This window comes from Xanthobacter sp. NM-25, from assembly GCF_022138605.1.
GTDB lineage: Bacteria > Pseudomonadota > Alphaproteobacteria > Rhizobiales > Xanthobacteraceae > Xanthobacter.
In genome coordinates, this window is sequence record NZ_JACBFS010000006.1 from 267,013 (window position 1) to 293,504 (window position 26,492).

The window sequence follows — 26,492 nt, forward strand, 5'->3', positions numbered from 1 at the left end:
TCAGGCGAGCTCTTTCACCGCGCGATCCACATAGGTGCGATCGATGATGTTTTCGAGCTTCAGCGTGCCCGTGAGCGCGCCGGCCTCCTTGTAGACCGGGATCATCTTGGCGAATTCATCCGCCGTCATGGTCTGCATGTCGTTCGGGAAGGCCTTGATGTCCTTGGTCAGGGTCTCCCACACCGGCTTCAGGACAGCGTCATCGGCCGCCTTGAGCTCCTTGGAGGAGGCGTAGGTGGCCACCTGCTGCTTGTACCAGGCATAGTCGGAATTGGTCTTGCGGAAGGAGGTGAGCACCGCCTTCAGCAGGGCCACGGCGGCCGCCTTGTTCTCGTCCGGCTCCAGCCACTTGGCGGTGGTCATGACAATGGCGCTGAACCAGTTGCCGAACTCCTGCCAGGGCTTCACCAGGATCTGGTAATTGCCCCGGGTGGCAAGCTCGGCGGCCTGCTCCACATGCATGGGCACCGCATCCACCCGGCCGGCGATGAGGGCACGGGCGCGATCGCCGGAAGATCCCATCTCGATGAAGTTGATCTTCTTCGGGTCGATCTTACGCTTGATGAGGGCGCCCACCAGCATCACATACATGAAGTCGCCGATGGAATTGACGGCGATGGTACCGCCCTGCTCGGCAATCTGCTCCAGACTCTTCACCTTATCGGCGTTCGACACCACCACCTGCGAGGTGTTGTTGTAGGACAGGCCGATGATCTTGACGTCGGCGCCGGCTTCCGCGGCCGCCAGGGTGGAGGCCACGTCCGCATCGCCGAAATCGGCGGCGCCGGCGATCACCTCCTGGGCAATCTGCGGGATCTTCTTGGTGGGTCGCACCTCGGGCTCGCCATAGCCGGGGATCTGCGGCAGCAGCGAACGGAGCGCGGCCTGCATGGGCACGTTGATGGCGGCGGCGGAGGCGAGCGTGTTCACCTTCAGCACCCGGCCGGTCTGGGCCAGCGCCCCCGGCACCGGACCCAAGGTGATCACCCCCAGGCCACCCAGCCCCGCGGCAAGGCCGGCGCCCGCTCCGGCGCGCAGGAAGCCGCGCCGGCTCACATGGTCGAAGTGCGACATCTGTTGATCCTCTGGCTTGTTATGGGGGAGACGCCTCATCACTCGCGGGTCCGGCTCGCGTACCAGGGGGCGGCCCGGTGGGCGACCCAGCGCATGAGGGCAGTGGCGGAGACCGAGACCACCATCAAAATGACGATCAGCGCGAACAGCGGCGCCGTGGACAAATCGAGCCCGGCATCGTTCAGCAGGCCGCCATAGCCGGCGGAGATGAACATCTCGGCGGTGACCATGGCGCGCAGCGCATGCACGAAGCCGACCCGGGCGGCGATCATCACATAAGGATGCAACGCCGGCAGGATCACATAGCGGAAGCGCTGGACATCGGAGGCACCGAACGAGCGCGCCACATTGACGAGGCGCAGGGAGACGGCGCGCGCAGCCTCTGTCACCGAGACCACCACGTACCAGACCGTCACCACGAACACGATGGCGGTGCTGAACACCAGCCCGCGCCCCATGAGAATGATGAACAGGGGCACGATGGCCGCCGCCGAGATGACGATGCACATGGCGGCCCAGGGCTTCACGATAGCATTGACCACCGCGTTGCGGCCCATGGCGATGCCCAGCGGCACCCCCACCACCAGCGCCAGCACATAGCCGATCATCATCATCCACATCATGCGCCACAGGGCGGCCCAGAAGGCGGGATCGACGAGGATGGTGCCGAGGGCGCCGGCGGCCTGCACAGGGGTCGCCAGAAGCGCATCGCCCAGATGCTGGCCGGCGAGCTGCCACAACCCCAGCAGCAGCACGATGCCGAGGATGTTCACGGGGAGCGAGCGGCCGATCATGCGTGAGCCCTCGGACGCCAGATGCACACGCGCCGTTCCACCAGCAGCAACGCTTCCTGAAGGGCGAGGCCCAGGAGGCTCAGCACCACCAGAAGCCCCAGCACCGCGGCACTGTCGAGCCGCACCGCCGCCTGCTTCATGATGGCGCCGAGATTGACCGCGGCAAGGAACAGCTCGGCGGTGATCATGGCATTCACCGCCCGCACCACGCCGATGCGCAAGGCGGTGAAGAGGAAGGGCAGGCTCTCGGGCAACAGCACCAGCCGGGTGCGCTGCCAGGGGCTGGCGCCGAACGAGCGGCCGACGTTCAGCAGCTTCTGGTCGGCATTGCGGGCGCCGGTGCTGACGACGATGATCATGTCGAACACGCACATCATCACCACCAGGGCGACCCGGGCCTCGAAGTAGAGGCCGAACCAGATCATGATGAATGGCACCCAGGCGACGCTCGGCACCGCATAGACGAGGTTCACGATGGGATCGAGCAGGTCGTTGATGAAGCGCACCCGGCCCATGGCCATGCCCACCGGAATGGCGATGGCGCAGGCGATGGCATAGCCCACCACCATCTGCTGCATGGAGCCTGCCAGGGCCAGCGGCAGCTCGCCGCTCGCGATCATGCTCCACAGCCGGGCGGCCACCGCCACCGGAGAAGCCAGGACGAAGCTGGAATAGCCCTGCGCCACCACCTGCCAGATCACGAGCCCGGCGGCGATGGAGGCGGCATAAAGGAAGCCGAAGGACCGCTGGCCCGTTCTCGGGCCGGGCGGCCGGGCCGCGCGTCCGGGCGCGGCGGCAGGGGCATCGGTTTCGATCGTCATTCCCATCGGCCCTGGAGGGTTCGGGGCTTACGCCCTCGCATCTGTTACGATAAAGTTAGACACATAGTTGACTAGCTGTCTAGTCAGGTTGAAGGGGTGCCTTTTGTCGTCAACCGACTTCACGCCGATCTACGCGCGCATCCAGCAGTTCATCCGCGACGAGATCACGTCGGGGCGGCTGGCGGAAGGCGATCGCGCGCCCTCGGAACCGGAACTGGCCAAGCGCTTCTCCACCACCCGCGCCACCGTCGCGCGGGCCCTGCAGCAGCTGGTGTTCGAGGGGGTGATCGTGCGCCGCTCCGGCAGCGGCACCTTCGTGGCGCCGGCCCGCCTCAGCGCCCCCATCGACCTCACGCGGGTGCGCTCGTTCGAGGAGCAGGTGAGCGCCAAGGGCGCGAGGGTGGGCTATGAGACCCTGCATTTCACACCGCGTGCCGCCAGCCCCGGCGAGATCGAGGCGCTGCATCTGGAGCCCGGCGGCGCCGTGTTCGAGCTCGATCGCCTGCGCCTCGTCGGCGGCAAGCCCATGAGCATTGAGCACCGCATCATCCCCGACGAGCTGGGCAGCCGCATCACCCCCGCGCTGCTGGCGGAAAAGTCGCTCCACCAGATCCTCGACGAGGCGTTCGGCCTCAGGGTGCAGCGGGTGGAAGGGCGCATCCGCGCCGGCACCGCCCGCGGCCAGACCGCCGATCGGCTCGGGGTGAAGCGCGGGGCGCCGGTGCTGATCCGCGATTATGTGCTGTTCAGCGCCGACCGGCGGCCGCTGGTGTGCGGCGAATCCATGTATCGCGACGAATTCCACATCGACTATGTGGTGCAGCAGACCCGCGGGGATTGAACCGGCCGGCGTGCCCCTCATCCCGCATCCTCCAGCCCGTAGATGTCCCGCGCCGCCGCCGGGCTGACATAGCCTGAGGCCACATCCCGGGCCACCGCCGCCCGCTCCCGCTGGCGGGGATCACCATAGCCGCCGCCCCCGGCCGACAGGCACACCACGCGGGCGCCGGGCGCCACCTTCAGGCCGCTCGCATGCACGCCGATGGCATGGGAGGCGCCGGCGCTCTCCAGGGCATAGGCGTGGCCCGGCCCATCGGCGCCGCCGGCCGTGCCCGCCGGCCGCACCAGCACCCCTTCGCCCGAGGCGTTCAGCACCGCCGGTTCCGGGCCCTCATAGCGCAGCACCAGCCGCCCGCCGAGGCCGCCGCGCCAGCGCCCGGCGCCGCCGCTGTCGGTGGTGAGCGCATATTCCTCCACCACCAGCGGATAGGCGGCCTCGGTGCGCTCCACGCTGGGCGAGGCGGTGCCGCCGGGATTGTGCAGCCCGCCGATATTGACCCAGCCGTCATGTCCCGCGCTGGCGCCGGTGCCGCCCTTGTTGAAGAAATAGTGCCAGATGAAGGGCACCCCGCCCCGGTCCGCCCCCGCGAGGGCGAAGCGGAAGCGGCGGGCGAAGCCGCCGATGGCGCGGGCCGGGTCCGCCCCTTCCAGCGCCTGCAGCACCGCCTCGATGAGGGCGCAGGCGGTGGAGGAGGTGCAGGCCCCCACTGGCGCCGGCACCACCGGATCGAGCAGGCTGCCCGGCCGGGTGCGGATCTCGATGGCGCGGGCGCTGCCGTCGTTGAGCCCGTCCTCGTCGCCGCTGAAATAGAGGAACGCCACCATCACCGCCGCGCGAGTGTTGGCAAAGGGACTGTTGATGAAGGCCTTCACCTGGTCCGGACAGGCGGAAAGGTCCACCACCGCCCGGCCATCGGCGATGTCGATGGTGACGGGAATGGGCAAAAGGCCCCCGGTCGCGCCGGCAAATTCCATATGGCCGATGGCACTGTGACGGCCTTCCTGGCAGCCCTTCAGCAAAGCGCGCATCACCGCCTCGCCGCCATCCAGCACCGCCTTGACGCAGGCGGCGATCTCGGCGCTACCATAGCGGGCATAGAGATCGCCGAGCCGGCCGGCGCCGAGGCGCACGGCGGTGAGCTGGGCCAGGATATCGCCGCGCAGATCGCCGGGCTTGCGGGAATTCTCCGCCACCAGGCGCAGCACGTCGTCCTTGAGCTGGCCGGCGTGCACCAGCCGCACCGGCGGAATGCGCAGCCCCTCCTGCCAGATCTCGGTGGCGGCGGCCGCATAGCCGCCCGCCGACATGCCGCCGATGTCGCCCTGATGGGCGCGCAGCGCCACCCACAGGCGCACTTTGCCGTCAGCAAAAAATGGCATGGCCAAGGTCACGTCCGGCAGGTGGCTGCCGCCCCAATAGGGGTCGTTGGCCATCAGCACGTCGCCTTCCGCCAGATCGTCGGCGACGGCCTGCGCCATCAATTGCACCGCGCGGGGCATGGCGCCCATGTGGATGGGCACCCGCTCGGCCTGGGAGACGGTGAGGAAATCCGCATCCAGCACCACCGCCGAGAAATCCTGATTCTGGTTCAGGATCGGCGAGAAGCAGGTGTGCGTCATGGTCTCCACCATCTCTTCCGTCACCGCCTTCAGCTTGTGACGGACGACGGCGAGGGTGAGCGGGCTCAAGGGCTCGCGCGAGGAGGCCGGTTCACTGGACATCTGAAACGCTCTCGATGACGAGGCTGCCGAACCGGTCCACCGTACCGGTGCTGCCGGGCTCGACCAGAATGGTGGTGGAGGCGGATTCGACGATGGCCGGACCCGATACGCGCATGCCGGCGCGCAGATCATCGAACCAATAGATGGGCGCGCGCAGCGGGGTCTTGAGATAGGTCTCGCGGATGCCGCGCAGCGCCGGGGTGGGATCGGCCGGCCCCTCCTCCTCCATGGGCAGGGTCAGCTTGGGCAAGGCGCCGAACACCGAGACCCGGCAGGTATCGATGATGCCGGGCTCGCCCTCATGGGCGTGGTGGTAGAGGCCGCGATAGGCCTGCGTGAAGGCCTGTTCCAGCGCCGCCGGATCGCAGTTGGCGCCGACCGTGACGGGAATGCCGTGGATCTGCCGGGCATAGCGGCATTCCATGGAGCGCTGCACGCGAATGTCGGCGCTGCCCACGCCACTCTCCGCCAAGAGCTTGCGGGCGCGGGCCTCGAGATCGGCGAACACCGCCTCGATCTCCGGGGCGCTCAGGGCGCCGATGGGCCGATCGAGGGTGCATTGCAGGTCCTGGCGGATGTCCGCCGCCAGGAAGCCCACCGCCGAGAGCACCGAGGCCATGCGCGGCACGATCACCTTCGGGATGGACAATTCGCGGGCCACCCCATTGGCGTGGAGGCCCCCGGCTCCACCGAACGACATCAGCGCGAAATCGCGCGGGTCGCGGCCACGCCGCACGGTGGCAAGGCGGATGCCTTCGGTGATGCCGGAGGTGGCGAGCACGTGCACGGCCCAGGCCCCCTCCTCCACCGAAAGCCCCAGGGGCTCCGCCACATCGGCGGCGATGGCGGCGCGAGCGGCGTCCACCGACAGCCGCATGCGCCCACCGAGGAAGGTCTCCGGCGAGATAAAGCCCAGCACCAGATTGGCATCGGTGAGGGTGGCGCGGGTGCCGCCCTTGCCGAAACAGGCGGGCCCCGGCGCGGCACCGGCGCTGCGCGGCCCCACCGCCAGGATGCCGCTCGCATCCATGCGCGCCAGGCTGCCACCGCCGATGCCGATGGGATTGACCTCGATGGCCGGTGCGGTGATGCGCAGGCCGGCGAGATCGGTCTTGTCCCGCTCCACCGGGCGGCCATTCTCGATCACGCAGATGTCGGTGGTGGTGCCGCCGGTGTCGTAGGTGACGAGGTTGCCGGCGCCGAGCGCCTGGGCGAACAGCGCCCCCGACATGGCCCCGCCCGCCGGCCCGCTGGTGACCGCCCCCACCGCCCGGCGTGCCGCCGCCGCGATGGGCAGTACCCCGCCCGCCGACTGCATGACGAAGATGGGCACGGTGATGCCCCGCGCCTGCAATTGATCGGACAGGTGCTGCAGATAATCCCGCAGCCCCGGCCCCACATAGGCATTCACCAGAGCGGTGGAGAGCCGGTCATATTCCCCCTCGCGGGAGAGCACCTCGTGGCTCAGGGACACGAACGGGCTCCAGCCGGCGCGGGCGATGGCCTCGCGCACTGCCAATTCATGTTCCGGCCGGCGATGGGCGTGGAGGAAGGCGACCACCACCCCTTCCACTCCCGCCGCCTTCAAGGCGGCGATGGCCGCATCGAGCTCGGTGGCATCGAGGGGGGTGGTGACAGTGCCGTCGGCCCCCACCCGCTCGCTTACCTCCAGTCGCAGCGGCCGCGCGACGATGGGCTCCGGCGGCGCGGTGCGCAGGGCGTAGCGGTTCTCGCGGGCGCCGTCGCGCAGCTCGATCAGGTCGCGGAAGCCGCGGGTGGTGACGAGGCCCAGCTTAGCGCCGGCCCGCTGCACCAGGATGTTGGTGGCGACCGTCGTGCCATGGATGAAGACGGTGACCTTGGCGAGCAGCGCATCGAGGCTCTCGCCACGGGCGGCCGCCATGCCCTCCAGGGCATCCACCACCCCGCGCGAGGGATCATCCGGCGTCGAGGGCGCCTTGTGGAACGAAACGCCCGCGCCATCGGCGAGCACCAGATCCGTGAAGGTTCCCCCCACGTCCACGCCGATCAGCACCGCCGCATCCTCACCCGTTGCATGGAAGCCTCCACTCTCGAAGGCTCCATCAGGGCAGGCCGCGAGGCGGCAAACAATGACATTGATCTGGCCTTTGCGATGCCAAAATGGCATCAGTCAGAGAGCCGAGATCGCGAGGTGGACATGAACCTGAACGCGCTGCGCAATTTCATCGCCGTGGTGGAGGCGGGCGCGATCCGCGAGGCGGCGGATACGCTGCATCTGGCCCAATCGGCGCTGAGCCGGCAGATCCTGGCCCTGGAGCGGGAGTTTGGCGCGCAATTGCTGGAGCGCCTGCCGCGCGGGGTAGTGCCCACCCCCGCCGGACGGGTGGTGCTGCGCCATGCCCGCCTCACCCTCGACCAGATGAACGGCGCCCGCGAAGAGATCGCGGCCTTCGCCGGCCTCAGGACCGGGCAGATCCGCATCGGCGCCATCGAACCCTTCGCCAGCGGGCCGCTGGCCGCCTGCATCGCCCGCTTCCAGGCCCGCTATCCCGGCATTGGCGTGGAGGCGCGGGTGGGCAATTCGCGCCAGGTGGCGCGCCTGGTGCAGGAAGGCATCGTGGAGCTCGGCATCGCCTACAATGCGCCGCGCACCGAGGGCCTCACCGTGCGCGCCGCCGCCCGCCAGCCGTTGGTGGCGCTGGTGCGGCCCGGCCATGATCTCGCCCGGCAAGAGGCGGTGAGGCTCGCCGATCTCGCCGGCGCGCGCCTTATCCTGCCGCCGGCCGGCTCCCCCACCCGCCTGCTGATCGAGGAGGCGGCGCGGCGGGCGCGGCTCATTCTGGAACAGGTGGCGCTGGAGAGCGATTCCGTGGCGCTGCGCCTCGCCGTCGCCGCCCGCACCGAAGGGGTCGCCATTCTCGCCCATCTCTCCGGTGTCGCCGCCTGCGCCGCCGGAACGCTCACCATGCGCCCCATCGCCGATCCGCTGCTGGGCGCCGGCCAATTGGAGCTGCTATGCGGCACGGGACGGACCCTGTCAAAGGCGACCGCCGCCTTCGAGCGCCGGCTGCGGACGGCGCTGAAGGCGGTGGATCAGCCCCCGCCCTGACCGGCGTGAAAGGGCAGGCTCAGTGGCTGATCATCCACGGCCGCGCGGTGGGAAAACTCTTAGCGCCGGTGGGCGAGACGCGGGTGCGGCTCTTCATCTTCGGCGCGCAGCAGGCGCAACCCGCCTTGTGCTGGGCGCGGGCGCTCTTCTCGGCATATTCACCCACGCTCAACGGCGCGTTGGCGCTGCGCTCGTTGGTGGCGAAGGCGGCGCGGCGGCCCGCATCCATGCCCGCCACATGGGGCGCGGTGAGGAAGGCGCGGGGGGAAAACGCGCGGCACTCCGGGCAGGGCTGCGCCGCGTCGCATTGGCTCATGGGGTGCATCTGGGTGAACGGCCCGCAGTCCTCGCACATGTAATCATAGACCGGCATGGGCATCCTCCGCGTCAATCGCAGGAACTCACAAGAAAAGGCCGCCGGAGCGCGGGGCGCCCCGGCAGAGAGGGGGTTCAGTCTTCCAGCGCGACCGGCATGTCGATGGAGCCATCGAGGAACTTCTGCGGCCCGGCCGCCGAAGGCTTGATGTCGAAATCGAAGATTTCCGTGGGCAACCACAAGGTGGCGCAGGAATTGGGAATATCCACGACCCCCGACAGATGCCCCTGCACCGGCGCGACGCCGAGCAGCGAATAGGCCTGGGCGCCCGAATAGCCGAACTTCTTCAGGTATTCGATGGCGTTCAGACAGGCCTGACGATAGGCCACATTGGCATCGAGATAATGCTGGGTGCCGCTCTCATCCACCGAGATCCCCTCGAAGATGAGGTAGTCCTTGTAATTGGGGGTGATGGGTGAGGGCTTGAAGATGGGATTCTTGATGCCGTACTTGGTCATCCCCTCCTTAATGAGGTCCACCTTGATGTGGAGCCACGCGCCGAACATCTCAATGGCGCCGCAGAAGGTGATTTCGCCATCGCCCTGGGAGAAGTGCATGTCGCCCATGGAAAGGCCGGCGCCCGGCACATAGACCGGGAAGTAAATGCGCGAGCCGCGCGACAGATCCTTGATGTCGCAATTGCCGCCATGCTCGCGGGGCGGCACCGTGCGCGCACCTTCCGCCGCCACCCGCGCCTTGTCGTCACCGGTGAGGCGGCCGAGATGGGCCGTCTTGGCGAAGGGCGGGTTGGCCAGCGGCGGATTGCGGGTGGGATTGGTGTCGATGAGCGCCTGCTCGCGGGTATTCCAGGTGTCGAGCAGCGCCTTCGACGGCAGGGTGCCGATGAGGCCGGGATGGATGAGGCCGGCAAAGCCCACGCCGGGCACATGCCGCGAGCGGGTGAACAGGCCCTCGTAATGCCACACCGACTTCTGCGCGAGCGGGAACTGATCGGTGAGGAAGCCGCCGCCGTTCTTCTTGGAGAAGAAGCCGTTGAAGCCCCATTCGTGGCCCTCCAGCGTGCCGGCGTCGAGGATGTCCACCACCAGGAGGTCGCCGGGCTCGGCGCCCTTCACGCCGATGGGGCCGGAGAGATAGTGCACGGTGGTGAGATCCACGTCGCGGATGTCGTCGGCACTGTCGTCGTTCTTGATGGCGCCGCCGGTCCAGTCCACCGTCTCCACCCGGAAATCGGCGCCGGGATCGACCCACACGGCGATCGGGATATCCGGATGCCAGCGGTTGTGGAGGTTCTCATTCTCCGTGGCCGGCCGCGACAGGTCGACCGAGATCAGGGTCTCAGGCATGGCTCTTCCTCAGGTTGAACGGGCAGAAGCGTTAGACGGACAGGAAACGGGCGACCTTGGCCTCGTCGATATCGGCGCGCAGGTCCTGATGGACGATCTCGCCATTCTCGATCACCAGCACCCGGTCGGCGATGTCGAGGGCGAAGGAGAGCACCTGTTCCGACACCACGATGGACAGGCCCCGCTCGGCGCGGATGCGCTTCAGGGTGCGCGCCATCTCGCGGATGATGGAGGGCTGGATGCCCTCGGTGGGCTCATCCAGCAACAGCACCTTGGGGCGGGTGGCGAGCGCCCGGGCGATGGCCAATTGCTGCTGCTGGCCACCGGAAAGGTTGCCGCCGCGCCGATGCTTCATATCGAGCAGCACTGGGAATAATTCATAGATGTCCGGCGGCACCTTGCTGTCATGATGGGCGACGAGGCCGGTCTCGATATTCTCCTGCACCGTCATGGAGGAGAAGATCATCCGCCCCTGCGGCACATAGGCGATGCCCCGCGCCACCCGCTGATAGCTCTTCAGATCGGTGATCGGATCGGCCCCTAAAGTGACGGCGCCGGATTTGGTGGGCACCACCCCCATCAGCGACTTCATGAGCGTGGTCTTGCCCATGCCGTTGCGGCCCATGATGGCGACGATCTCCCCCGGCGCCACATCGAAGGTGAGGCCGTGCAGCACTTCGCTCTGGCCATAGGAGACGACGAGCTTGTCGACATTGAGCATGGTCGTTTCCCCTCAGTGGCCGAGATAGACTTCGATGACCTTGGGATCGGCCTGCACCTTGGCCATGGGCCCCTCGGCGAGGATCCTGCCCTGGTGCAGCACGGTGACCTTGTGGGCGATATCCTCCACGAACTTCATGTCGTGCTCGATCACGATCACCGAGCGATCCTTGATGATGGTGTTGAGCAATTCCGCCGTCTTCTTGCGCTCGGCGACGCTCATGCCGGCCACCGGCTCGTCCAGCATCAAGAGTTCGGGGTCCTGGATCAGCAGCATGCCGATTTCCAGCCACTGTTTCTGGCCGTGGCTCAGATATTCGGCCCGCTGGTGGAGCTGGTCGGCCAGGAAGATGGTCTTGGCCACCTCCTCCACCCGCTCGATCACCTGCGCATCCCGCTTGAAGGCAAGGGCGCCGAACACGCCACGTCCGCGCGGAAACGAGATCTCCAGATTCTCGAAGACGGTGAGGTCCTCATAGATGGAGGGGTTCTGGAATTTCCGCCCCACCCCGGCGCGGACGATCTCATATTCCTTCAGGCGGGTAAGCTCGGTGTTCTTGAACTTCACCGAGCCCGCGGTGGCCTTGGTGCGGCCGCAGATGAGATCGAGCACCGTGGTCTTGCCGGCGCCGTTGGGGCCGATGATCACCCGGATCTCATTCTCATCCACATAGAAGGAGAGGTCGTCCACCGCCTTGAAACCGTCGAAGGAGACAGTGAGACCTTCCACCGCCAGGAGGAAATCGGGGCCCATCTGGTCGGTGATGACGGTGGGGACAGCTTGCGCGTTCATCGGGGCATCTCCTCATTCGGCCGGAGCGGGCGCGGGGCGGGAACCGGAGCGGCCCTTGCCGCCGAACAGCGCGTCGATGCGCGGCTCCACATGGCTGCGATAGAGGCCGGCCAAGCCGTTGGGGAACAGCAGCACCACGGCGATGAACAAGGCACCGAGGCCGAACAGCCACAGCTCCGGAAAGCTTTCCGAGAACGACGTCTTGGCCCAGTTCACCAGAAGGGTGCCGTAGACCGCTCCCAGCAGGGAGAGGCGTCCGCCCACCGCCGTATAGATGACCATCTCGATCGAGGGCACGATGCCGACGAAGGAGGGGGACATGAAGCCCACCTGCAGGGTGAACATGGCCCCGCCGACGCCCGCCAGCGCCGCCGCGAGGCAGAACACGAACACCTTGAAGCTCGCCACGTCATAGCCGGAGAACCGCACCCGGTCCTCCTTGTCCCGCATGGCCACCAGGATGCGCCCGAGCTTGGAGCCGCGCACCCATTGGCACAGCACGATGGCCCCCAGCAGCAGCGCCACGTTGACGAAGTAGAGAATAGTCTTCGCGCTGTCGGTGCGGATGTCCCAACCTGCCAGGGTCCGCAGGTCGGTGATGCCGTTGATGCCGCCGGTGTAGCCCTGCTGGCCGACGATGAGGATGGTCATGATGGCGGCGAGCGCCTGGGTGATGATGGCGAAATAGACGCCGCCCACCCGCCGCCGGAACATGGCATAGGAGATGATGAAGGCGAACACGCTCGGCACCAGCACCACCGCCAGGATGGACAGGGGCAGGGACTTGAACGGCACCCAGAAGAAGGGCAGCTGGGTGATCTGGTTCCAGTCCATGAAATCGGGAATGCCGGGGGTGGACTGGATCTTGGTGGCCTCGGGCGTGGAGGACTGAAGCTTCAGATACATGGCCATGGCATAGCCGCCGAGGCCGAAGAACACCCCCTGGCCCAGGGAGAGGATGCCGGCATTGCCCCAGCACAGCACCAGGCCCACCGCCACGAAAGCATAGGTGAGATACTTGCCCACCATGTTGAGTCGGAACGGCTCCAGCACCAGGGGCAGCACCACCGCCAGCAGCACGGCGAGGATGAGAAGGCCGAGGAGGTTCTTGAAACGGGGGGAGAGCGCTTGCGTCATGTCGGCCTCCTCAGCGCCGGACCTTGAGGACGAACAGGCCTTCCGGCCGCACCATGAGGATGCAGACCACCACCAGCAGGGTGAGCACCTTGGCCATGGAGCCGGACATGAAGAATTCCATGGTCGACTGCGCCTGGGAGATGGTGAAGGCCGAGGCGATGGTGCCGGCAAGAGAGGCGGCACCGCCGAACACCACCACCAGGAAGGTATCGACGATATAGAGCTGGCCGGCGGTCGGCCCGGTGGAGCCGATCATGGTGAAGGCGCTGCCGGCGATGCCGGCGATGCCGCAACCGAGGCCGAAGGTGAAGCGGTCCACCCGCTCGGTATCGATGCCCACCGCCCCGGCCATGGGCCGGTTCAGCACCACGGCGCGCACCTGCAGCCCCCAGCGCGAGCGGAACATGAGCAAATAGACGGCGATGGCGATGAGGGTGGTGAGGCCCATGACGAACAGGCCGTTGATCTGCACCTCGATGGTGTCGGTGATGGGCAGCGAACCCATCATCCAGTCCGGCAGCTCCACGCCCACCTCACGGGCCCCGAAGATGGAGCGGAACGCCTGCTGCATGATGAGGGAGAGGCCCCAGGTGGCGAGCAGGGTGTCCAGCGGCCGCTTGTAGAGGAAGCGGATCATGCTCCACTCCACCAGCATGCCCAGGGCGCCGGAGGCGCAGAAGGCCACCGCCATGGCGACGAAGAAGTAGATGCCGTAGAGCCCCGGGGCGAAGGCGTGGAACGCCTGCGAGGTCAAGTAGGTCATGTAGGCGCCGAGGATCATGAACTCGCCGTGCGCCATGTTGATCACGCCCATCTGGCCGAAAATGATGGCGAGGCCCAGCGACATGAGCACGAACACGGAGAACAGGATCAGGCCGGCGAAGGCCTGCATGGCGAAGATGGAGCCCAGCTCCCCCAGCGAATATCCCATGAACATCAAAGCACCCCCAGCGGCGCGGGCCGCATGATCCCCAAGGCGAAGCCGGTTCCGGATGGAACCCGCCCGCGGGCCGCGCGGACGGGTGGCGCGCCGCCCCTCAGCGGGGGACGGCGCAACGGGTGAGCCCTGGGCTCACTGGTAGCCCTTGGGGAAGGGATCGGGCTCCACCAGTTCCGCGGTCTCGTAGAGCACGTCGAACTGGCCGTCGGGACGGGCCTTGCCGACGCGGGTCTTGCTCCACAGATGGTGGTTCTCGTGGATGCGCACATAGCCTTCCGGCGCCTTGTCGAAGGCGACGCCCGGAGAAGCGGCGGCCACCTTGTCGATGTCGAAGGAGCCGGCCTTCTCCACCGTGAGCTTCCACAGCCACGGCCCGAGATACGCCGCCTGGGTCACGTCGCCGATCACCATGTTGGGGCCGTAGGCGGTCTTGAACGCCTCCACGAACGCCTTGTTGTTGGGATTGTCGAGGGATTGGAAATACTTCATGCAGGCGAGCGCCCCGGCGATATTCTCGCCGCCGATGCCCAGAATTTCGTCCTCGGTCACCGAGATGGTGAGCAGGGTCTGCTTGGACAGGTCGATGCCCGCCGCCTTCAGCTGCTTGTAGAAAGCGACGTTGGAGCCGCCGACGATGATGGCATAGATGACATCCGGCTTCTTGAGCTTGATCTTGTTGATGGCCGAATTGAACTGCGTATGCCCCAGCGGGAAATATTCCTCGCCCACCACCTGGAGTTTGAGGAAATTCTCGATGTGCTTGCGGGCGATCTTGTTGGAGGTGCGCGGCCAGATATAGTCGGAGCCGAGCAGATAGAAGCTCTGGGCGCCGCGGTTCTGCACCACCCAGTTGAGGCCGGCGATGATCTGCTGGGTCGCCTCCTGGCCGGTATAGATGACGTTCTTGGACTGCTCCAGCCCTTCATAGAAGGTCGGGTAATAGAGCATGCCGTTATACTGCTCGAACACCGGCAGAACCGCCTTGCGCGAGGCGGAGGTCCAGCAGCCGAACACCGAGGCGCACTTGTCCTGCACCAGCAGCTTCTTGGCCTTCTCGGCGAAGGTCGGCCAGTCGGAGGCGCCATCCTCCTGCACATATTTGATCTTGCGTCCGAGCACGCCGCCCGCAGCGTTGATCTGGTCGATGGCGAGCTTTTCCGCCTGCACCGAGCCGGTCTCGGAAATGGCCATGGTGCCGGTGACCGAGTGCAGAATACCCACCGTCACCTCGGTATCGGTCACGGAGAGGCCCGTGGTATTGATGGCCGAGGTCGCCGGCGCCTGAGCAAAGGCCGAGGACGGGAAGAAGGCGGACGCCCCGAAAGCCGAAGCAACCGGCATGGCCGCCAGCCCCTTCAGGATCTGGCGCCGCCCCAGATTCATCTGCGACAGACCTTGCCCAAGCCGTTTATCATCAGAAGACATACTTCCCCCTCCACCGCTATGACGGGATGGCTGCGAATTGTCTGGAAGATTTATGGTGGAGATGATGGTTCGCGGGTTCCGGCCAAACCGGCAATACGTCAATTGACGTATATGGCCCGCCGGCCGAGCGGCTATCTTCCTGTGCAAGGCGCCGTGGCGCGCGCACCGACGGGAGGTGACAAACCCGGGGCGAAGCACGACACTGTTGCGCTGCGGCACACCGCCCCCGCCTCACCTTGAGGCAGGGGAACGGAGGCGCAGCGCGGGGCGAGGGTCGGGCACCCGGCCGTGACGACACGGGGAGGTGCGCCGACACAGGGTAATGCGCCGACACAAGGCGGCAGCCCCCAAAAGCAGACGGGAGCGATGCAGAAGGAGGTCCTTTCGGACGCGACGGCGATGGGACCTGAAGCCATGGGGGCGGAGCAGCGGATCATCCGCGTCAGACGCCAATACAATCAGTGGGTGCGCAACGAAACCCTGGAAGACTTCGCGCTGCGCTTCACCGCGAAGAGCGCGCGGCGTTGGTCGGCGTTCCGGGTGGCCAACACGGCGCTGGGCGCCATCTCCTTCCTGGCGCTGGAGGCCATCGGCGGGGCGGTGACGCTCAGCTATGGCTTCACTAATGCTGTGGCGGCGATCCTGGTGGTCAGCGCCATCATCTTCGCCACCGGCCTGCCCATCAGCTATTACGCTGCCCGGTTCGGGGTGGACATCGACCTGCTCACCCGCGGCGCCGGCTTCGGCTATATCGGCTCCACCGTCACCTCGCTGATCTATGCCTCCTTCACCTTCATCTTCTTCGCCATCGAGGCGGTGATCCTGGCACTGGCGCTGGAGATGAGCTTCGGCATTCCGCTCGCCATCGGCTATGTGCTGGGGGCGGTGGCGGTCATCCCGCTTGTGACCCACGGCATCACCTTCATCAGCCGCTTCCAGACCTGGACCCAGCCGCTCTGGCTGGTGCTGCACCTGGTGCCGCTCGCCCTGCTGCTGGTGAATCGGGACGACCAGCTCGCCGCATGGACCACGTTCACCGGCCAGTGGGGCCCGGCCGATGGCAGCTTCAATCTCATGGCGTTCGGCGCCGCCTCCACGGTGGTGTTCGCCCTGGTGGCGCAGATCGGCGAGCAGGTGGACTTCCTGCGCTTCCTGCCCCAGCGCAGCGGCGGCGGGGATGTGCGCTGGTGGCTCAGCCTGCTGGCGGCGGGGCCGGGCTGGATCATCCCCGGGGCGTTGAAGATGCTGGTGGGCTCGCTGCTGGCCTATCTGGTGTTCCAGACCGGCGTGCCGGTGGCGGAGGCGGCGGAACCCACCCGCATGTATCTGCTGGCGTTCGAGCAGGTGGTCCCCTCACACCAGGCGGCGCTGGTGCTCACCGGGCTGTTCGTGATCATCTCGCAGCTGAAGATCAACGTCACCAATTCGTATGCCGGCTCCATCGCCTGGTCGAACTTCTTCTCCCGCCTCACCCATTCCCACCCGGGGCGGGTGGTGTGGCTGGTGTTCAACGTCACCATCGCCTTGCTGCTCATGGAGCTCGGCATCTACAAGGCGCTGGATCAGATCCTCGGCATCTTCGCCATCATCGCGGTGGCCTGGGTGGCGGCGCTGGTGGGAGACCTCGTGGTCAACAAGCCGCTCGGCCTCTCCCCGCCCACCATCGAGTTCAAGCGCGCCCACCTTTACGACATCAACCCGGTGGGGCTGGGCGCGGTGCTGATCGGCGCCAGCCTCGCCCTCACCGCCTATGCAGGCCTCCTGGGGGCGACCGCGCAGGCCCTGAGCGTGTTCATCGCCCTGGTCGCAGCCTTCCTCTCGGCGCCGGTCATCGCCTTCGCCACCGGCGGACGATACTACATGGCGCGCCAGCCCAAGACCGACTGGGTGACGCCCAAACGCCACCACGGCCTGGTGCGCTGCTGCATCTGCGAGCATCGCTTCGAGCCGGAGGACATGGCCCAATGCCCGGTCTATGCGGGCCCCATCTGCTCCCTGTGCTGCTCGCTGGATGCCCGCTGCAACGACCGGTGCAAGACCGAGGCGCGGGCGTCCGACCAGCTCATGGGCGTGCTCGCGGCCACCCTGCCGCAGAGCGTGGTGGGGCGACTCAATACCCGGGTGGGGTATTATCTGGCGATCCTCGCGGTGCTCGCCACGGTCATCGGCGGCATCCTAGCGCTCATCTATTCCCATGCCCGGCTCGAATCCCCCATCCATGGGGATGCCATCCGCACCACCTTGTGGACCCTCTATTTCGTCCTGATGATCATCGTCGGCGTGGTGGCCTGGCTGTTCGTGCTGGCCCAGGAGAGCCGGCGCGTCGCCCAGGAGGAGAGCCAGCGCCAGACCGCCTTGCTGATGCGCGAGATCGAGGCCCACAAGCGCACCGACGCCAAGCTGCAGAAGGCGAAGGAGGCGGCGGAGGCCGCCAATCTCGCCAAGAGCCGTTATGTGGTGGGCATCAGCCATGAGCTGCGCACGCCGCTCAACGCCATTCTGGGCTATGCCCAGCTCCTGGAGCGCGACAGCGCCATTCCCGCCCACCGGCGCGACGCCATCCGGGTGGTGCGGCGCTCGTCCGAACATCTGTCCGGCCTCATCGATGGCCTTTTGGACATCTCCAAGATCGAGGCCGGGCGCCTGCACCTCTATCGCGATCAGGTGCGCATCCACGAGCTCTTGGACCAGATCGTCGACATGTTCCGCCTGCAGGCGGAAGCCCGCGGCATCGCCTTCCACCACACCCGCGCGCCGCGCCTGCCGCAGGTGGTGCACACCGACGAGAAGCGGCTGCGGCAGATCCTCATCAACCTCTTGTCCAACGCCATCAAATTCACCGCCCGCGGGCAGGTGACCTTCGCGGTCAGCTATAGCAACCAGGTGGCGGAATTCGAGATCACCGACACGGGCATCGGCATTCCGGTGGAAGAGCGCGAGCGCATCTTCGAGCCGTTCGAGCGGGGCAGCCGCGCCGGCACCTTCAACACCATCGGCATCGGCCTCGGCCTCACCATCACCAAGCTGCTCACCGAAATCATGGGCGGCGACATCGCCTTGAAGAGCGAGGTGGACAAGGGCACCACCTTCAAGGTGCGCCTGCTGCTCTCGGAAGCCCGGCCGCAGCCCGACGCGACCCCGCCGGAGCGCCGCATCATCGGCTATGAGGGCGCCCCCCGCACGGTGCTGGTGGCCGATGACGACGAGGCCCACCGCGACCTCATGTGCGAGCTCCTGCGGCCGCTGGGCTTCATCGTCTTCACCGCCGATGACGGGCCGAGCTCGGTGGCGCTGGCGGGCGAGGTGAAGCCGGACCTGGTGCTGCTCGACATCTCCATGCCCCACCTCACCGGCTGGGACGTATCCGAGGCGCTGCGCACCAAGGTGGCGCCCAACGCCCATATCATCATGATCTCGGCCAATGCCGGCGACATCACCCGCGCCGACGGCGCCCGCTTCCATGACGACCAGTGCGTGAAGCCGGTGGATGTGCGCGCGCTGCTGGAGAAGATCCGCACCCTTCTGGGCCTCGAATGGACCTTCGAGGCGGAGGGTGCAGCCCCCGTGCCGGCCGTGCCCGAGGTGGTGACGCCGCCGGCGGCGGCCCATCTCGAGGAGCTCTTGAACCTCGGCCGCATCGGCTATGTGCGCGGCATCCGCGCCAAGCTCGATGCGCTGGCCCAGGAGACCCCCGCCAACGGGCCGTTCGTGACGCAGATGAGCGACCTCGTCCGCAATTTCGACCTCAACCGCTACATGGCCGTTCTGGAGGCCTTCCGCCGCGATGATCCATAGCGCGACCCGACGCGACATCGTCCTGGTGGTGGACGATTCGCCCGAGACCCTGAGCCTGCTCACCGACGCTTTGGAGGACGCCGGCGTCACCGTGCTGGTGGCCACAGAAGGCGCCAACGCCCTCACCTTGGTGGAGCAGATCACCCCCGACGTGATCCTCATGGACGCCATCATGCCCGGCCTCGACGGTTTCGAGACCTGCCGGCGGCTGAAGGCGAACACGGCGCTCGCCCATGTGCCGGTCATCTTCATGACCGGCCTGTCGGAGACCGAGAACATCGTCCGCGGGCTCGATGCCGGCGGCGTGGATTATGTGGCGAAACCCGTGGTGCCGGACGAGATCATCGCCCGCATGCGGGTGCACCTCGCCAATGCCCGCCAGACCCAGAGCGCCCAGGTAGCGCTCGATGCCGCCGGCCGCTTCCTCATGTCCGCCACCCTCGACGGGCGGGTGCTGTGGAGCACGCCCCAGGCCAACCGGCTCATGGCCGCGGCGCTCCCCCAGCCGGCCGGCGAGGACGCCCTGCTGCCCGAGCCGGTGCGCGCCTGGCTGGCCCAGGCCCGCGCCAGCGCCGCCGGCGGGGCGGGCGAGACCTTCACCCTCGTCGACGCGAACGGCACCGCGCGGCTCAAATTCTCCTATGTGGGCCAGGTGGGCCCGCAGGAGCTGCTGCTGCGGGTGGCGGAGGCGACCCGTGTCCTTGATGAGGTAGCGCTGCGCGGCGCCTTCGGCCTCACCCAGCGCGAAGCCGAGGTGCTGGCCTGGATCGCCCGCGGCAAACCCAACCGCGACATCGCCGAGATCCTCGGCCTGTCGCCGCGCACGGTGAACAAGCATCTGGAGCAGATCTACGCCAAGATCGGCGTGGAGAACCGCGCGGCGGCGGCCGCCGCCGCGGTGCGGGCGCTGACGCCGCCCTGAGCGGCCGCTCAGCGCCGGTAGCGCGTAGGGGTCGGGCGGCCGGACAGGGCCCGCACCAGGCTCGTCTTCACGCTCGCCACATGCTCGCGCATGAGCATTTCCGCACGGTGGCCCTCCGACATCAGGATGGCGTCATAGATGCGATGATGGTCGTCGTGCCGGCGCCGCACATCCATCAGCTCGAACGACACCACATTGCGGTGGGAGGACTGGGGCACCCGCTGGCACAGCCGCACCATCTCGCCCAGCATGCGGCAGCGCGAGGCGGTATGAATGGTATCGTGGAAGGCGAAATTGACGGCGCCGTAGGCGATCCGGTCATCCTCGCTCAGTTCGTCCTTAGCCAGGAGCGCGTCGCCATCGGCCAGCGCCTGCTCGATGATGGCGCGCTCATCCGCATTGAGCCCGCGCTCGGCGGCGAGCCGCGCCGCCAGGGATTCCAGCATGGCGCGGATCTCATAGGCGTCGACGATCTCTGAGGTGAGGAACCGCCGCACCGAGAACCCCCGGTTCGGCGTGTATTCCAGCAGCCCCTCGGCGGCGAGCGCCTGCAGCGCCGAACGCACCGGCGTGCGCGACACCCCCAGCCATTCCGTCAGCCGCACCTCGTGCAGCCGCGCGCCGGGCTCAAACTCCCCCGCCAGGATGGCCGCACGGATGCGATCCGTCACCGACAGGGAACGGGTGGGCGCGGTGGGCTGCTCATCGGGATCGAGAAGGATATCGGGCATGGAACTCGGCTGGCGCTGACAACGGGCTGACAGCGCAAAATACCAGCCCGCACGCCACCGATGCAAGAATACATTTTTCGGCGGACTGCGGCGCGATGGCCTCGCGTGACACCGCATATTTTCGCGAAATATGCAGCATTATGCCCAAATCTGCGGCACACCCTGCCTTCTAAATGTCCTAAAAATGTATACATCTTATGTTGACGTCTGAGCTTTTGCATTCATATCCTGATGCCACTCCTACCGTTGGCGCCCGCGCCACCGGTGGGAGCCATGCGCCCCATTCCGGCTCCGGCCGGTCCGGGCAGCGGACACCAGGAGGCGCGTCATGACGGCGACGGTGAAACCTGCGAGCTTCGGCGTCGCGCGCATCCGCCCCGCCGTGGTGGCCATAGACCTCCATCGCGGCCATCTCGATCCCATGGTGGCGACCATGCCCGCCCCCGCCGACGTGGCCCGCCGCGTGGTCGCCGCCAACGCCGTGCTGCTCGACTGGGCCCGCCGGCACGGCGTGCCGGTGATCCACCTTCTGACCTGCTATCGCGATGTGGCGGAAATCGCCGCCAACCCGTTCTGGAACACCCGCGCCGCCGAGCCCTCCGCCACCCGCCGCAACGTGCTGCGCCACAATCTGGCGGGCAGCCCCGGCTGCACTGTGATGCCGGAGCTCTGGCGCGCCGGCGACATGCTGGTGGACACCAAGAAGCGCTATGACTGCTTCCTCGGCACCGATCTCGACTTCACCCTGAAGGCGCACGGCGTAACCACGCTGCTGATCACCGGGGTGAACACCAATTCCTGCGTGCTCGCCACCACCGTCGCCGCCAATGTGCGCGACTACGCCGCCATCGTCGTCGAGGACTGCGTGGACACCATGGACGGCCCGTCGATGCACGATGCGGGCCTGGCCTGCATCCGCACCGCCTTCGGCTGGGTGATGCCGGCCGCCGAGGTGATGCGCACCCTGACGACCTCGCTCGATCCGGTCACCGTGGCATGAGGGACCTGCGTGCCCGCCTTCGCGGCCCCGTGCCGCTTCTGGCCGTCAACCCCGGTGGCGTCGCGCTGCCGGTGGTGGATGTGCTGGCCGAGGGCGGTGCCGACCTGCTGTTCATCGATTGCGAACGCACCGCCGTCGACATCGGCGCGGTCCCGGCGCTGGCCCGCGCCGCGCAGGCGGTCGGCATGGGCGCGCTGGTGCGCAGCCCCAGCAAGGATCCCGCGGTGCTCACCCGCTATCTCGACTGCGGCCTCGAAGGGCTGGTGCTGCCCCAGGTGGAGCATCCCGATGCCTGCGCCCTGTTGGCCGAGGTGGTCCGTCGCGCGCCCCACCGCACCGCGCCGCCGCTGCGCATCATCCAGGTGGAGAGCGTCGCCGGCCACGCCCGGCTCGACGACATCGCCGCAGCGGACATCGACCTCATCCTGATCGGCCCCAACGACCTCGCCTGGTCCATGGGCCATGACGGCGACACCGCGCACCCCGACGTGCGGGCGGCGGTGGACGACATCGCCCGGCGGCTGGCGGACCGGGGCGTGCCCTTCGGCCTGCCTGTGACCGCCGCCACCGCCGCCAGCTGGGCCCGGCGCGGCGCCCGGCTGTTCTACGCGAGCCTGCGCCAGTGCCTCCTGCCCGCCATCGAGAACCTGAGGGCGACCGCCCCATGACTTTCCGTCGTTCCTCACGAGGATGTCCATGACCACTTTGCCCGCCCAGCGCGCCCCCTATTCCGCCATCGTCGATCGCCCGCCCCTGAAGCTGCCCGGCTCGGCACGGGTGATCTTGTGGACCATCGTCAATCTCGAGGTCTGGGACATCGCCCGGCCCATGGCCCGCCAGGTGATCCCGGCGCCCACCGGCCAGGTGCTGCTGCCCGACGTGCCCAACTGGAGCTGGCACGAATACGGCATGCGGGTGGGCGTGTGGCGTTTCTTCAAGCTGTTCGAGCAGCTGGGCATCCGCCCCACACTCTCGATCAATGCCCGGGTCTGCGAGGATTACACCCGGGTGGCCCAGCAGGCGCGCGACGCGGGGTGGGAATTCATGGGCCATGCCTATGAGCAGATGCCCATCCACAAGGTGGAGGACCAGCGGGCGATGATCCACAAGTCGGTGGACATCATCGAGCGCTTCACCGGCCGCAAGCCCTCCGGCTGGCTCGGCCCGGGCCTGACCCAGACCTATGAGACCCCCGATCTGCTGGCCGAGGCGGGCATCAAATATATCGGCGACTGGGTGTGGGACGACGAGCCCGCCGAGATCAGCACCAGCGCCGGCCCGCTGGTGACCCTGCCCTACACCGTGGAGCACAACGACATCCCGATGATGGCGGTGGCGCACCACGAGTCCGGCTATTGGGCCACCCGCGTCAAGGACAGCCTGGACCGCCTGCACATCGAAGGCGGCGAGCGCGCCAAGGTGCTGGCGGTGGCCATCCACCCCTACATCTCCGGCCAGCCGCACCGCATCAAATATCTCGAGGAGATCTATGCCTACGCCCAGAGCCTCGGCGACGTGCTGTTCTGGAACGGCGAGCAGATCCTCGATTGGTACCAGGGCGCGAAGGGCTGACGCGGCATGACCACCTTTGTCTTTCCCGCACCCGACGTCGTCACCCTGCCGGTGGTGGGCGCTGCGGCCCGCTTCCCGGTGCGCCGCATCTATTGCGTCGGCCGCAACTATCTCGCCCACATCCGCGAAATGAAGGAGGCCGAGGACGAGCGGGATCCGCCGTTCTTCTTCCAGAAGCCGCGGGATTCCATCGTCGAGGACGGGGCGCGCGTGCCCTATCCCGCCGATACCGAGGATCTGCAATACGAGATCGAGCTGGTGGTGGCCATCGGCCGCACCGCGCGGGATATTCCGGTGGAGGCCGCCGCCTCCGTCATCTACGGCCACGGGGTGGGCATCGACCTGACCCGCCGCGACCGCCAGCGCGACTGCCGCGACAAGCGCCTGCCCTGGGAAGCAGGCAAGTCGTTCGACCACTCGGCGCCGTGCGGCCCCATCTATCCGGCGGGCACCGGCGGCGATCCGCTGCGCGGCGAGATCTCCCTGACGGTCAACGGCACCCTGCAGCAGCGCGGTGATCTTTCAGAGATGATCTGGAACGTGCCGGAAATCGTGTCCAAACTGTCCCAGTCCTACCAGCTGGAGCCTGGCGACCTCATCATGACCGGAACCCCGGCCGGGGTCGGCCCGGTGGTGCCGGGCGACGTGGTCGTCGGCCACGTCCAGGGCTTCGGCTCTCTCACCCTCACCATCGCCCCGCGCGAGGCCTAGCCATGCTTCCCACCGAACGCATCGCCTTTTCCGCCATCTCCGAGCGCCCCCGCCTCACCCTGCCCGACGGCAAGCGCATGGCGGTGTGGATCATCGTCAACATCGAGGAGTGGAACCCGCGCGAAACCATGCCGCGCACGGTGCTCACGCCACCCGCCGGCGGCGCGCCCATGCCGGATATCCCGAACTGGGCGTGGCACGAATACGGCAACCGCGTCGGCTTCTGGCGCATGCTGGAGGTGTTCGACGACTTCAAGGTGCCGGGCGTGCTCGCCATCAACGGCTCGGCCATCTCCAGCTATGAGCCCATCGCCCGCGCCGCGCGCGAGCGGAACTGGGAATTCATCGGCCACGGCTTCTCGCAGAAGAACATGCAGAAGGTGGAAAACGAGCGCGAGGACATCGCCCGCACCACCGCCGCCATCACCGACTATCTCGGCCGGCCGCCGCGCGGCTGGCTCGGGCCGGGCCTGACCGAGACCTGGGAAACCCCCGACATTCTGGTGGAGCAGGGCTACGGCTACGTCTGCGACTGGGTGATGGACGACCAGCCGGTGGTGCTGAAGACCCGCACCACCCCCATCCTCAACATTCCCTACACCCAGGAATGCAACGACGTGGCCATGATGCTGATCCAGCATCACAAGGCATCGGAATATTTCGACCGCGCCAGCGACCAGTTCGACCAGATCTATCACGACAGCGCCCAGTCGGCCCGGGTGATGGCGCTGGTGGTGCATCCCTACATCATGGGCGCGCCGCACCGGCTCAAGTACTTCCGCCAGATCGTGGAAAAGATCGCCAGCCGCGGCGACGTGGCGATCATGACCGGCGCGCAGATCGCCGACTGGTACCTGTCCCAGCGGCCCGACGCCCTCAAGGGAACGGAGCCGGCATGAGCGGCCTGTCCCTGTTCCAGCTCCTCAACGGGGTGACGTTCGCGGCGCTACTGTTCATCGTGGCCTCGGGCTTCACGCTGATCTTCGGCCTGCTGCGCATCGTCAACCTGGCCCATGGCGCGCTCTATCTCATGGGCGGCTACTGCGGTTATGCGGTGGCCAGCGCCTCCGGCAACTTCTTCGTCGGCGCCCTGGCCGCCATGGTGTGCGTGGGCCTCGCCGGACTGGCGCTGGACCGGGGACTGCTGCGCTTCGTGGGCGGCAATGAACTGAGGCAGGTGCTGCTGACCCTGGGCGTCGCCTTCGTCGTCAACGATCTGCTGCTGGTGGTGTTCGGCGGCGACACCTTCACCGTGCCCACCCCCGATTTCCTGCGCGGCGCGCTGCACGTGGGCACCATGTTCTATCCCAAGTACCGCCTGTTCGTGCTGGGCCTCGGCATCGTGCTGTTCTGCGTCCTGTGGCTGATGCTCTACCGCACCCGGCTCGGCGCCCTCATCCGCGCCGGCGTGGATGATCCCGAAACCATCCAGGCCATGGGCATCAACATCCGCCGCATCTTCCTGCTCACCTTCATGCTGGGGGCGGCGCTGGCCGGGCTCGGCGGCGCGGTGGGCGGCGCCTTCCTCACCCTCTACCCGAGCGCCGACGCGGAGATCCTCGTGTTCTCCCTGGCGGTGGTGATCATCGGCGGGCGCGGCAGCCTGCTGGGGGCGGCCGTCGGCGCGCTGATGGTGGGCCTGCTCAATTCGATCGGACAGGTGATGTTCCCCGAATTCGCCTATTTCGTCATCTTCGGCCCGATGGCGCTCATCCTCGCCTTCCGCCCCTACGGGCTGTTCGGGAGGGCCGCGTGATGTCGCAGACCGCGCCCGCCGCCCCCGCCCACCGCGTTGCCCGTATCGGCCTCGCGGCCATGGGCCTCGGCATCGCCGCCTTCGCGCTGCTGCCGCTGGTGCTGCCCACCTATCAGGTGAGCGTGCTCACCGAGATCCTCATCTTCGCCGTGCTGGCCATGGCCATCGACGTGCTGGCCGGCTACACCGGGCGCACCCCCCTGTGCCACGGCGCCATTTTCGGCGTCGCCACCTATGTGGCCATCTATGTCAGCACCCAGGCGGACGGCGCGCTGCTGCTGCCGCTGGTGGCCGGCGTGGTGGCCGCGACCCTGGTGGCGGCGGTGTTCGCTTTGCTCGCCATCCGCACCTCCGGAGTCTATTTCCTGCTGCTCACCATCGCCCTCGGCATGATCGTCTGGGGCATGTGCCTGCGCTGGACCAGCGTCACCGGTGGCGAGAACGGCCTGCGTGGCGCCCTGCGGCCGGCCGCCCTCACCGATCAACTCGCGTTCTATTACGTGGTGTTCGCAGTGGTGGCCGTAGTGGCGCTGGTGATGTGGCGGTTCGTGCGCTCGCCGTTCGGCCTCACCCTGCGCGGCATCCGCGACAGTGAGAGCCGCATGCGGGCGCTGGGCTACAACGTGTCGCTCCACCTGTTCCTCGCCTTCACCATCTCCGGCTTCTTCGCCGGCGTGGCGGGCGTGCTCTATGCCATGTTCAACGATTTCGTCTCGCCCTCCACGGTGGCGCTGTCGCAATCGGTGGAAGGGCTGTTGATGGCCATCATCGGCGGCGTGGGCACCTTGTTCGGCGCCTTCCTCGGCTCCGCCATCATCATCGGGCTGGAGAATTTCGCCAGCCTTTACACCGAGCGCTGGCAGACCGTGCTCGGCCTCATCTTCATCCTCATCATGATCTTCGCGCCGGAAGGCATCCTCGGGCGCATCCGCCTGTGGCTGAGCCGGCGCGGCTAGCGGCTTTCC

24 protein-coding genes are annotated in these 26,492 nt (G+C 67.4%); 11 read left to right on the forward strand and 13 right to left on the reverse strand.

The genetic code is table 11. The features are described 5' to 3' along the window. The 3 genes from MEU52_RS17875 to MEU52_RS17885 are packed head-to-tail and all read right to left on the reverse strand — an operon-like array spanning window position 1 to window position 2,689. On the reverse strand, window positions 1-1,074 hold the full coding sequence (locus MEU52_RS17875) for an ABC transporter substrate-binding protein (RefSeq protein WP_238123189.1): 1,074 nt from the start codon (window positions 1,072-1,074) through the stop codon (window positions 1-3). 38 nt (window positions 1,075-1,112) lie between these two features. Beyond that, window positions 1,113-1,868 carry an ABC transporter permease gene (locus MEU52_RS17880; RefSeq protein WP_238123188.1) on the reverse strand — a complete coding sequence of 252 codons (756 nt, stop codon included), beginning with the start codon at window positions 1,866-1,868 and terminating at the stop codon, window positions 1,113-1,115. Then, window positions 1,865-2,689 (reverse strand): ABC transporter permease, encoded by an 825-nt coding sequence (locus MEU52_RS17885; RefSeq protein ID WP_238123187.1) that lies wholly within the window; start codon window positions 2,687-2,689, stop codon window positions 1,865-1,867. The genes MEU52_RS17880 and MEU52_RS17885 overlap by 4 nt, the downstream gene beginning before the upstream one ends. Window positions 2,690-2,792: 103 nt before the next feature. Between MEU52_RS17885 and MEU52_RS17890 the strand changes: the two genes are divergently transcribed. Beyond that, window positions 2,793-3,530 carry a GntR family transcriptional regulator gene (locus MEU52_RS17890; RefSeq protein ID WP_238123186.1) on the forward strand — a complete coding sequence of 246 codons (738 nt, stop codon included), beginning with the start codon at window positions 2,793-2,795 and terminating at the stop codon, window positions 3,528-3,530. A 17-nt stretch (window positions 3,531-3,547) separates the two neighbouring features. Here MEU52_RS17890 and MEU52_RS17895 read toward each other — a convergent pair whose 3' ends face one another. Continuing rightward, window positions 3,548-5,251 carry a hydantoinase B/oxoprolinase family protein gene (locus MEU52_RS17895; RefSeq protein WP_238123185.1) on the reverse strand — a complete coding sequence of 568 codons (1,704 nt, stop codon included), beginning with the start codon at window positions 5,249-5,251 and terminating at the stop codon, window positions 3,548-3,550. Then, window positions 5,241-7,286 (reverse strand): hydantoinase/oxoprolinase family protein, encoded by a 2,046-nt coding sequence (locus MEU52_RS17900; RefSeq protein ID WP_238123184.1) that lies wholly within the window; start codon window positions 7,284-7,286, stop codon window positions 5,241-5,243. Before MEU52_RS17900 ends, MEU52_RS17895 begins: the two co-directional genes overlap by 11 nt. Before the next feature lie 144 nt (window positions 7,287-7,430). On the opposite strand from MEU52_RS17900, the gene MEU52_RS17905 reads away from it, so the two are divergent. Next, window positions 7,431-8,342, forward strand: coding sequence for a LysR family transcriptional regulator (locus MEU52_RS17905; RefSeq protein WP_238123183.1), 912 nt, complete (start codon window positions 7,431-7,433; stop codon window positions 8,340-8,342). Between the two features lie 19 nt (window positions 8,343-8,361). Here the strand turns inward: MEU52_RS17905 and MEU52_RS17910 are convergent, their stop codons facing one another. The 7 genes from MEU52_RS17910 to urtA all read right to left on the reverse strand — a co-directional run bounded on the left by MEU52_RS17910 (window position 8,362) and on the right by urtA (window position 14,956). Next, window positions 8,362-8,715 carry an FmdB family zinc ribbon protein gene (locus MEU52_RS17910; RefSeq protein ID WP_238123182.1) on the reverse strand — a complete coding sequence of 118 codons (354 nt, stop codon included), beginning with the start codon at window positions 8,713-8,715 and terminating at the stop codon, window positions 8,362-8,364. Between the two features lie 77 nt (window positions 8,716-8,792). Next, window positions 8,793-10,025 (reverse strand): formamidase, encoded by a 1,233-nt coding sequence (fmdA, locus tag MEU52_RS17915; RefSeq protein ID WP_238123181.1) that lies wholly within the window; start codon window positions 10,023-10,025, stop codon window positions 8,793-8,795. Window positions 10,026-10,056: 31 nt separating this feature from the next. Next, entirely contained in the window at window positions 10,057-10,746 is a 690-nt protein-coding gene (gene urtE / locus MEU52_RS17920) for an urea ABC transporter ATP-binding subunit UrtE (protein WP_238123180.1), read from the reverse strand. Window positions 10,747-10,758: 12 nt separating this feature from the next. Continuing rightward, window positions 10,759-11,538 (reverse strand): urea ABC transporter ATP-binding protein UrtD, encoded by a 780-nt coding sequence (urtD, locus tag MEU52_RS17925; RefSeq protein ID WP_238123179.1) that lies wholly within the window; start codon window positions 11,536-11,538, stop codon window positions 10,759-10,761. A 12-nt stretch (window positions 11,539-11,550) separates the two neighbouring features. Next, window positions 11,551-12,675, reverse strand: a complete 1,125-nt coding sequence (gene urtC, locus MEU52_RS17930) for an urea ABC transporter permease subunit UrtC (protein ID WP_238123178.1) — start codon at window positions 12,673-12,675, stop codon at window positions 11,551-11,553. Between the two features lie 10 nt (window positions 12,676-12,685). Beyond that, entirely contained in the window at window positions 12,686-13,612 is a 927-nt protein-coding gene (urtB, locus tag MEU52_RS17935) for an urea ABC transporter permease subunit UrtB (protein WP_238123177.1), read from the reverse strand. Between the two features lie 135 nt (window positions 13,613-13,747). Beyond that, entirely contained in the window at window positions 13,748-14,956 is a 1,209-nt protein-coding gene (gene urtA, locus MEU52_RS17940; protein WP_443267568.1) for an urea ABC transporter substrate-binding protein, read from the reverse strand. A gap of 498 nt (window positions 14,957-15,454) precedes the next feature. On the opposite strand from urtA, the gene MEU52_RS17945 reads away from it, so the two are divergent. Next, window positions 15,455-18,835 (forward strand): hybrid sensor histidine kinase/response regulator, encoded by a 3,381-nt coding sequence (locus MEU52_RS17945; protein WP_238123446.1) that lies wholly within the window; start codon window positions 15,455-15,457, stop codon window positions 18,833-18,835. Further along, window positions 18,825-19,757 (forward strand): response regulator transcription factor, encoded by a 933-nt coding sequence (locus MEU52_RS17950; protein WP_238123175.1) that lies wholly within the window; start codon window positions 18,825-18,827, stop codon window positions 19,755-19,757. The genes MEU52_RS17945 and MEU52_RS17950 overlap by 11 nt, the downstream gene beginning before the upstream one ends. Window positions 19,758-19,765: 8 nt before the next feature. Here the strand turns inward: MEU52_RS17950 and MEU52_RS17955 are convergent, their stop codons facing one another. Next, window positions 19,766-20,488 carry a GntR family transcriptional regulator gene (locus tag MEU52_RS17955; protein ID WP_238123174.1) on the reverse strand — a complete coding sequence of 241 codons (723 nt, stop codon included), beginning with the start codon at window positions 20,486-20,488 and terminating at the stop codon, window positions 19,766-19,768. 328 nt (window positions 20,489-20,816) lie between these two features. Here MEU52_RS17955 and MEU52_RS17960 point away from each other — a divergent pair, with 328 nt between their 5' ends. From MEU52_RS17960 to MEU52_RS17990, 7 genes are read left to right on the forward strand one after another with little or no spacing between them, the layout of a single operon-like run. Then, entirely contained in the window at window positions 20,817-21,488 is a 672-nt protein-coding gene (locus tag MEU52_RS17960; RefSeq protein ID WP_238123173.1) for a cysteine hydrolase family protein, read from the forward strand. Beyond that, window positions 21,485-22,156, forward strand: a complete 672-nt coding sequence (locus MEU52_RS17965) for an aldolase/citrate lyase family protein (RefSeq protein ID WP_238123172.1) — start codon at window positions 21,485-21,487, stop codon at window positions 22,154-22,156. The genes MEU52_RS17960 and MEU52_RS17965 overlap by 4 nt, the downstream gene beginning before the upstream one ends. Window positions 22,157-22,184: 28 nt before the next feature. Continuing rightward, window positions 22,185-23,060, forward strand: coding sequence for a polysaccharide deacetylase family protein (locus MEU52_RS17970; RefSeq protein WP_238123171.1), 876 nt, complete (start codon window positions 22,185-22,187; stop codon window positions 23,058-23,060). 6 nt (window positions 23,061-23,066) lie between these two features. Beyond that, a complete protein-coding gene (locus MEU52_RS17975; protein ID WP_238123170.1) occupies window positions 23,067-23,771 on the forward strand; it encodes a fumarylacetoacetate hydrolase family protein in 705 nt (234 codons plus the stop codon). A 2-nt stretch (window positions 23,772-23,773) separates the two neighbouring features. After that, window positions 23,774-24,670: a polysaccharide deacetylase family protein gene (locus tag MEU52_RS17980; RefSeq protein WP_238123169.1), complete on the forward strand. Its 897-nt coding sequence runs from the start codon at window positions 23,774-23,776 to the stop codon at window positions 24,668-24,670. Further along, the gene (locus MEU52_RS17985) at window positions 24,667-25,527 is read left to right on the forward strand and encodes a branched-chain amino acid ABC transporter permease (RefSeq protein WP_238123168.1); all 861 of its coding nucleotides are present in this window, start codon (window positions 24,667-24,669) and stop codon (window positions 25,525-25,527) included. The genes MEU52_RS17980 and MEU52_RS17985 overlap by 4 nt, the downstream gene beginning before the upstream one ends. After that, on the forward strand, window positions 25,527-26,483 hold the full coding sequence (locus tag MEU52_RS17990; RefSeq protein WP_238123445.1) for a branched-chain amino acid ABC transporter permease: 957 nt from the start codon (window positions 25,527-25,529) through the stop codon (window positions 26,481-26,483). The genes MEU52_RS17985 and MEU52_RS17990 overlap by 1 nt, the downstream gene beginning before the upstream one ends. Window positions 26,484-26,492: the final 9 nt, after the last annotated feature.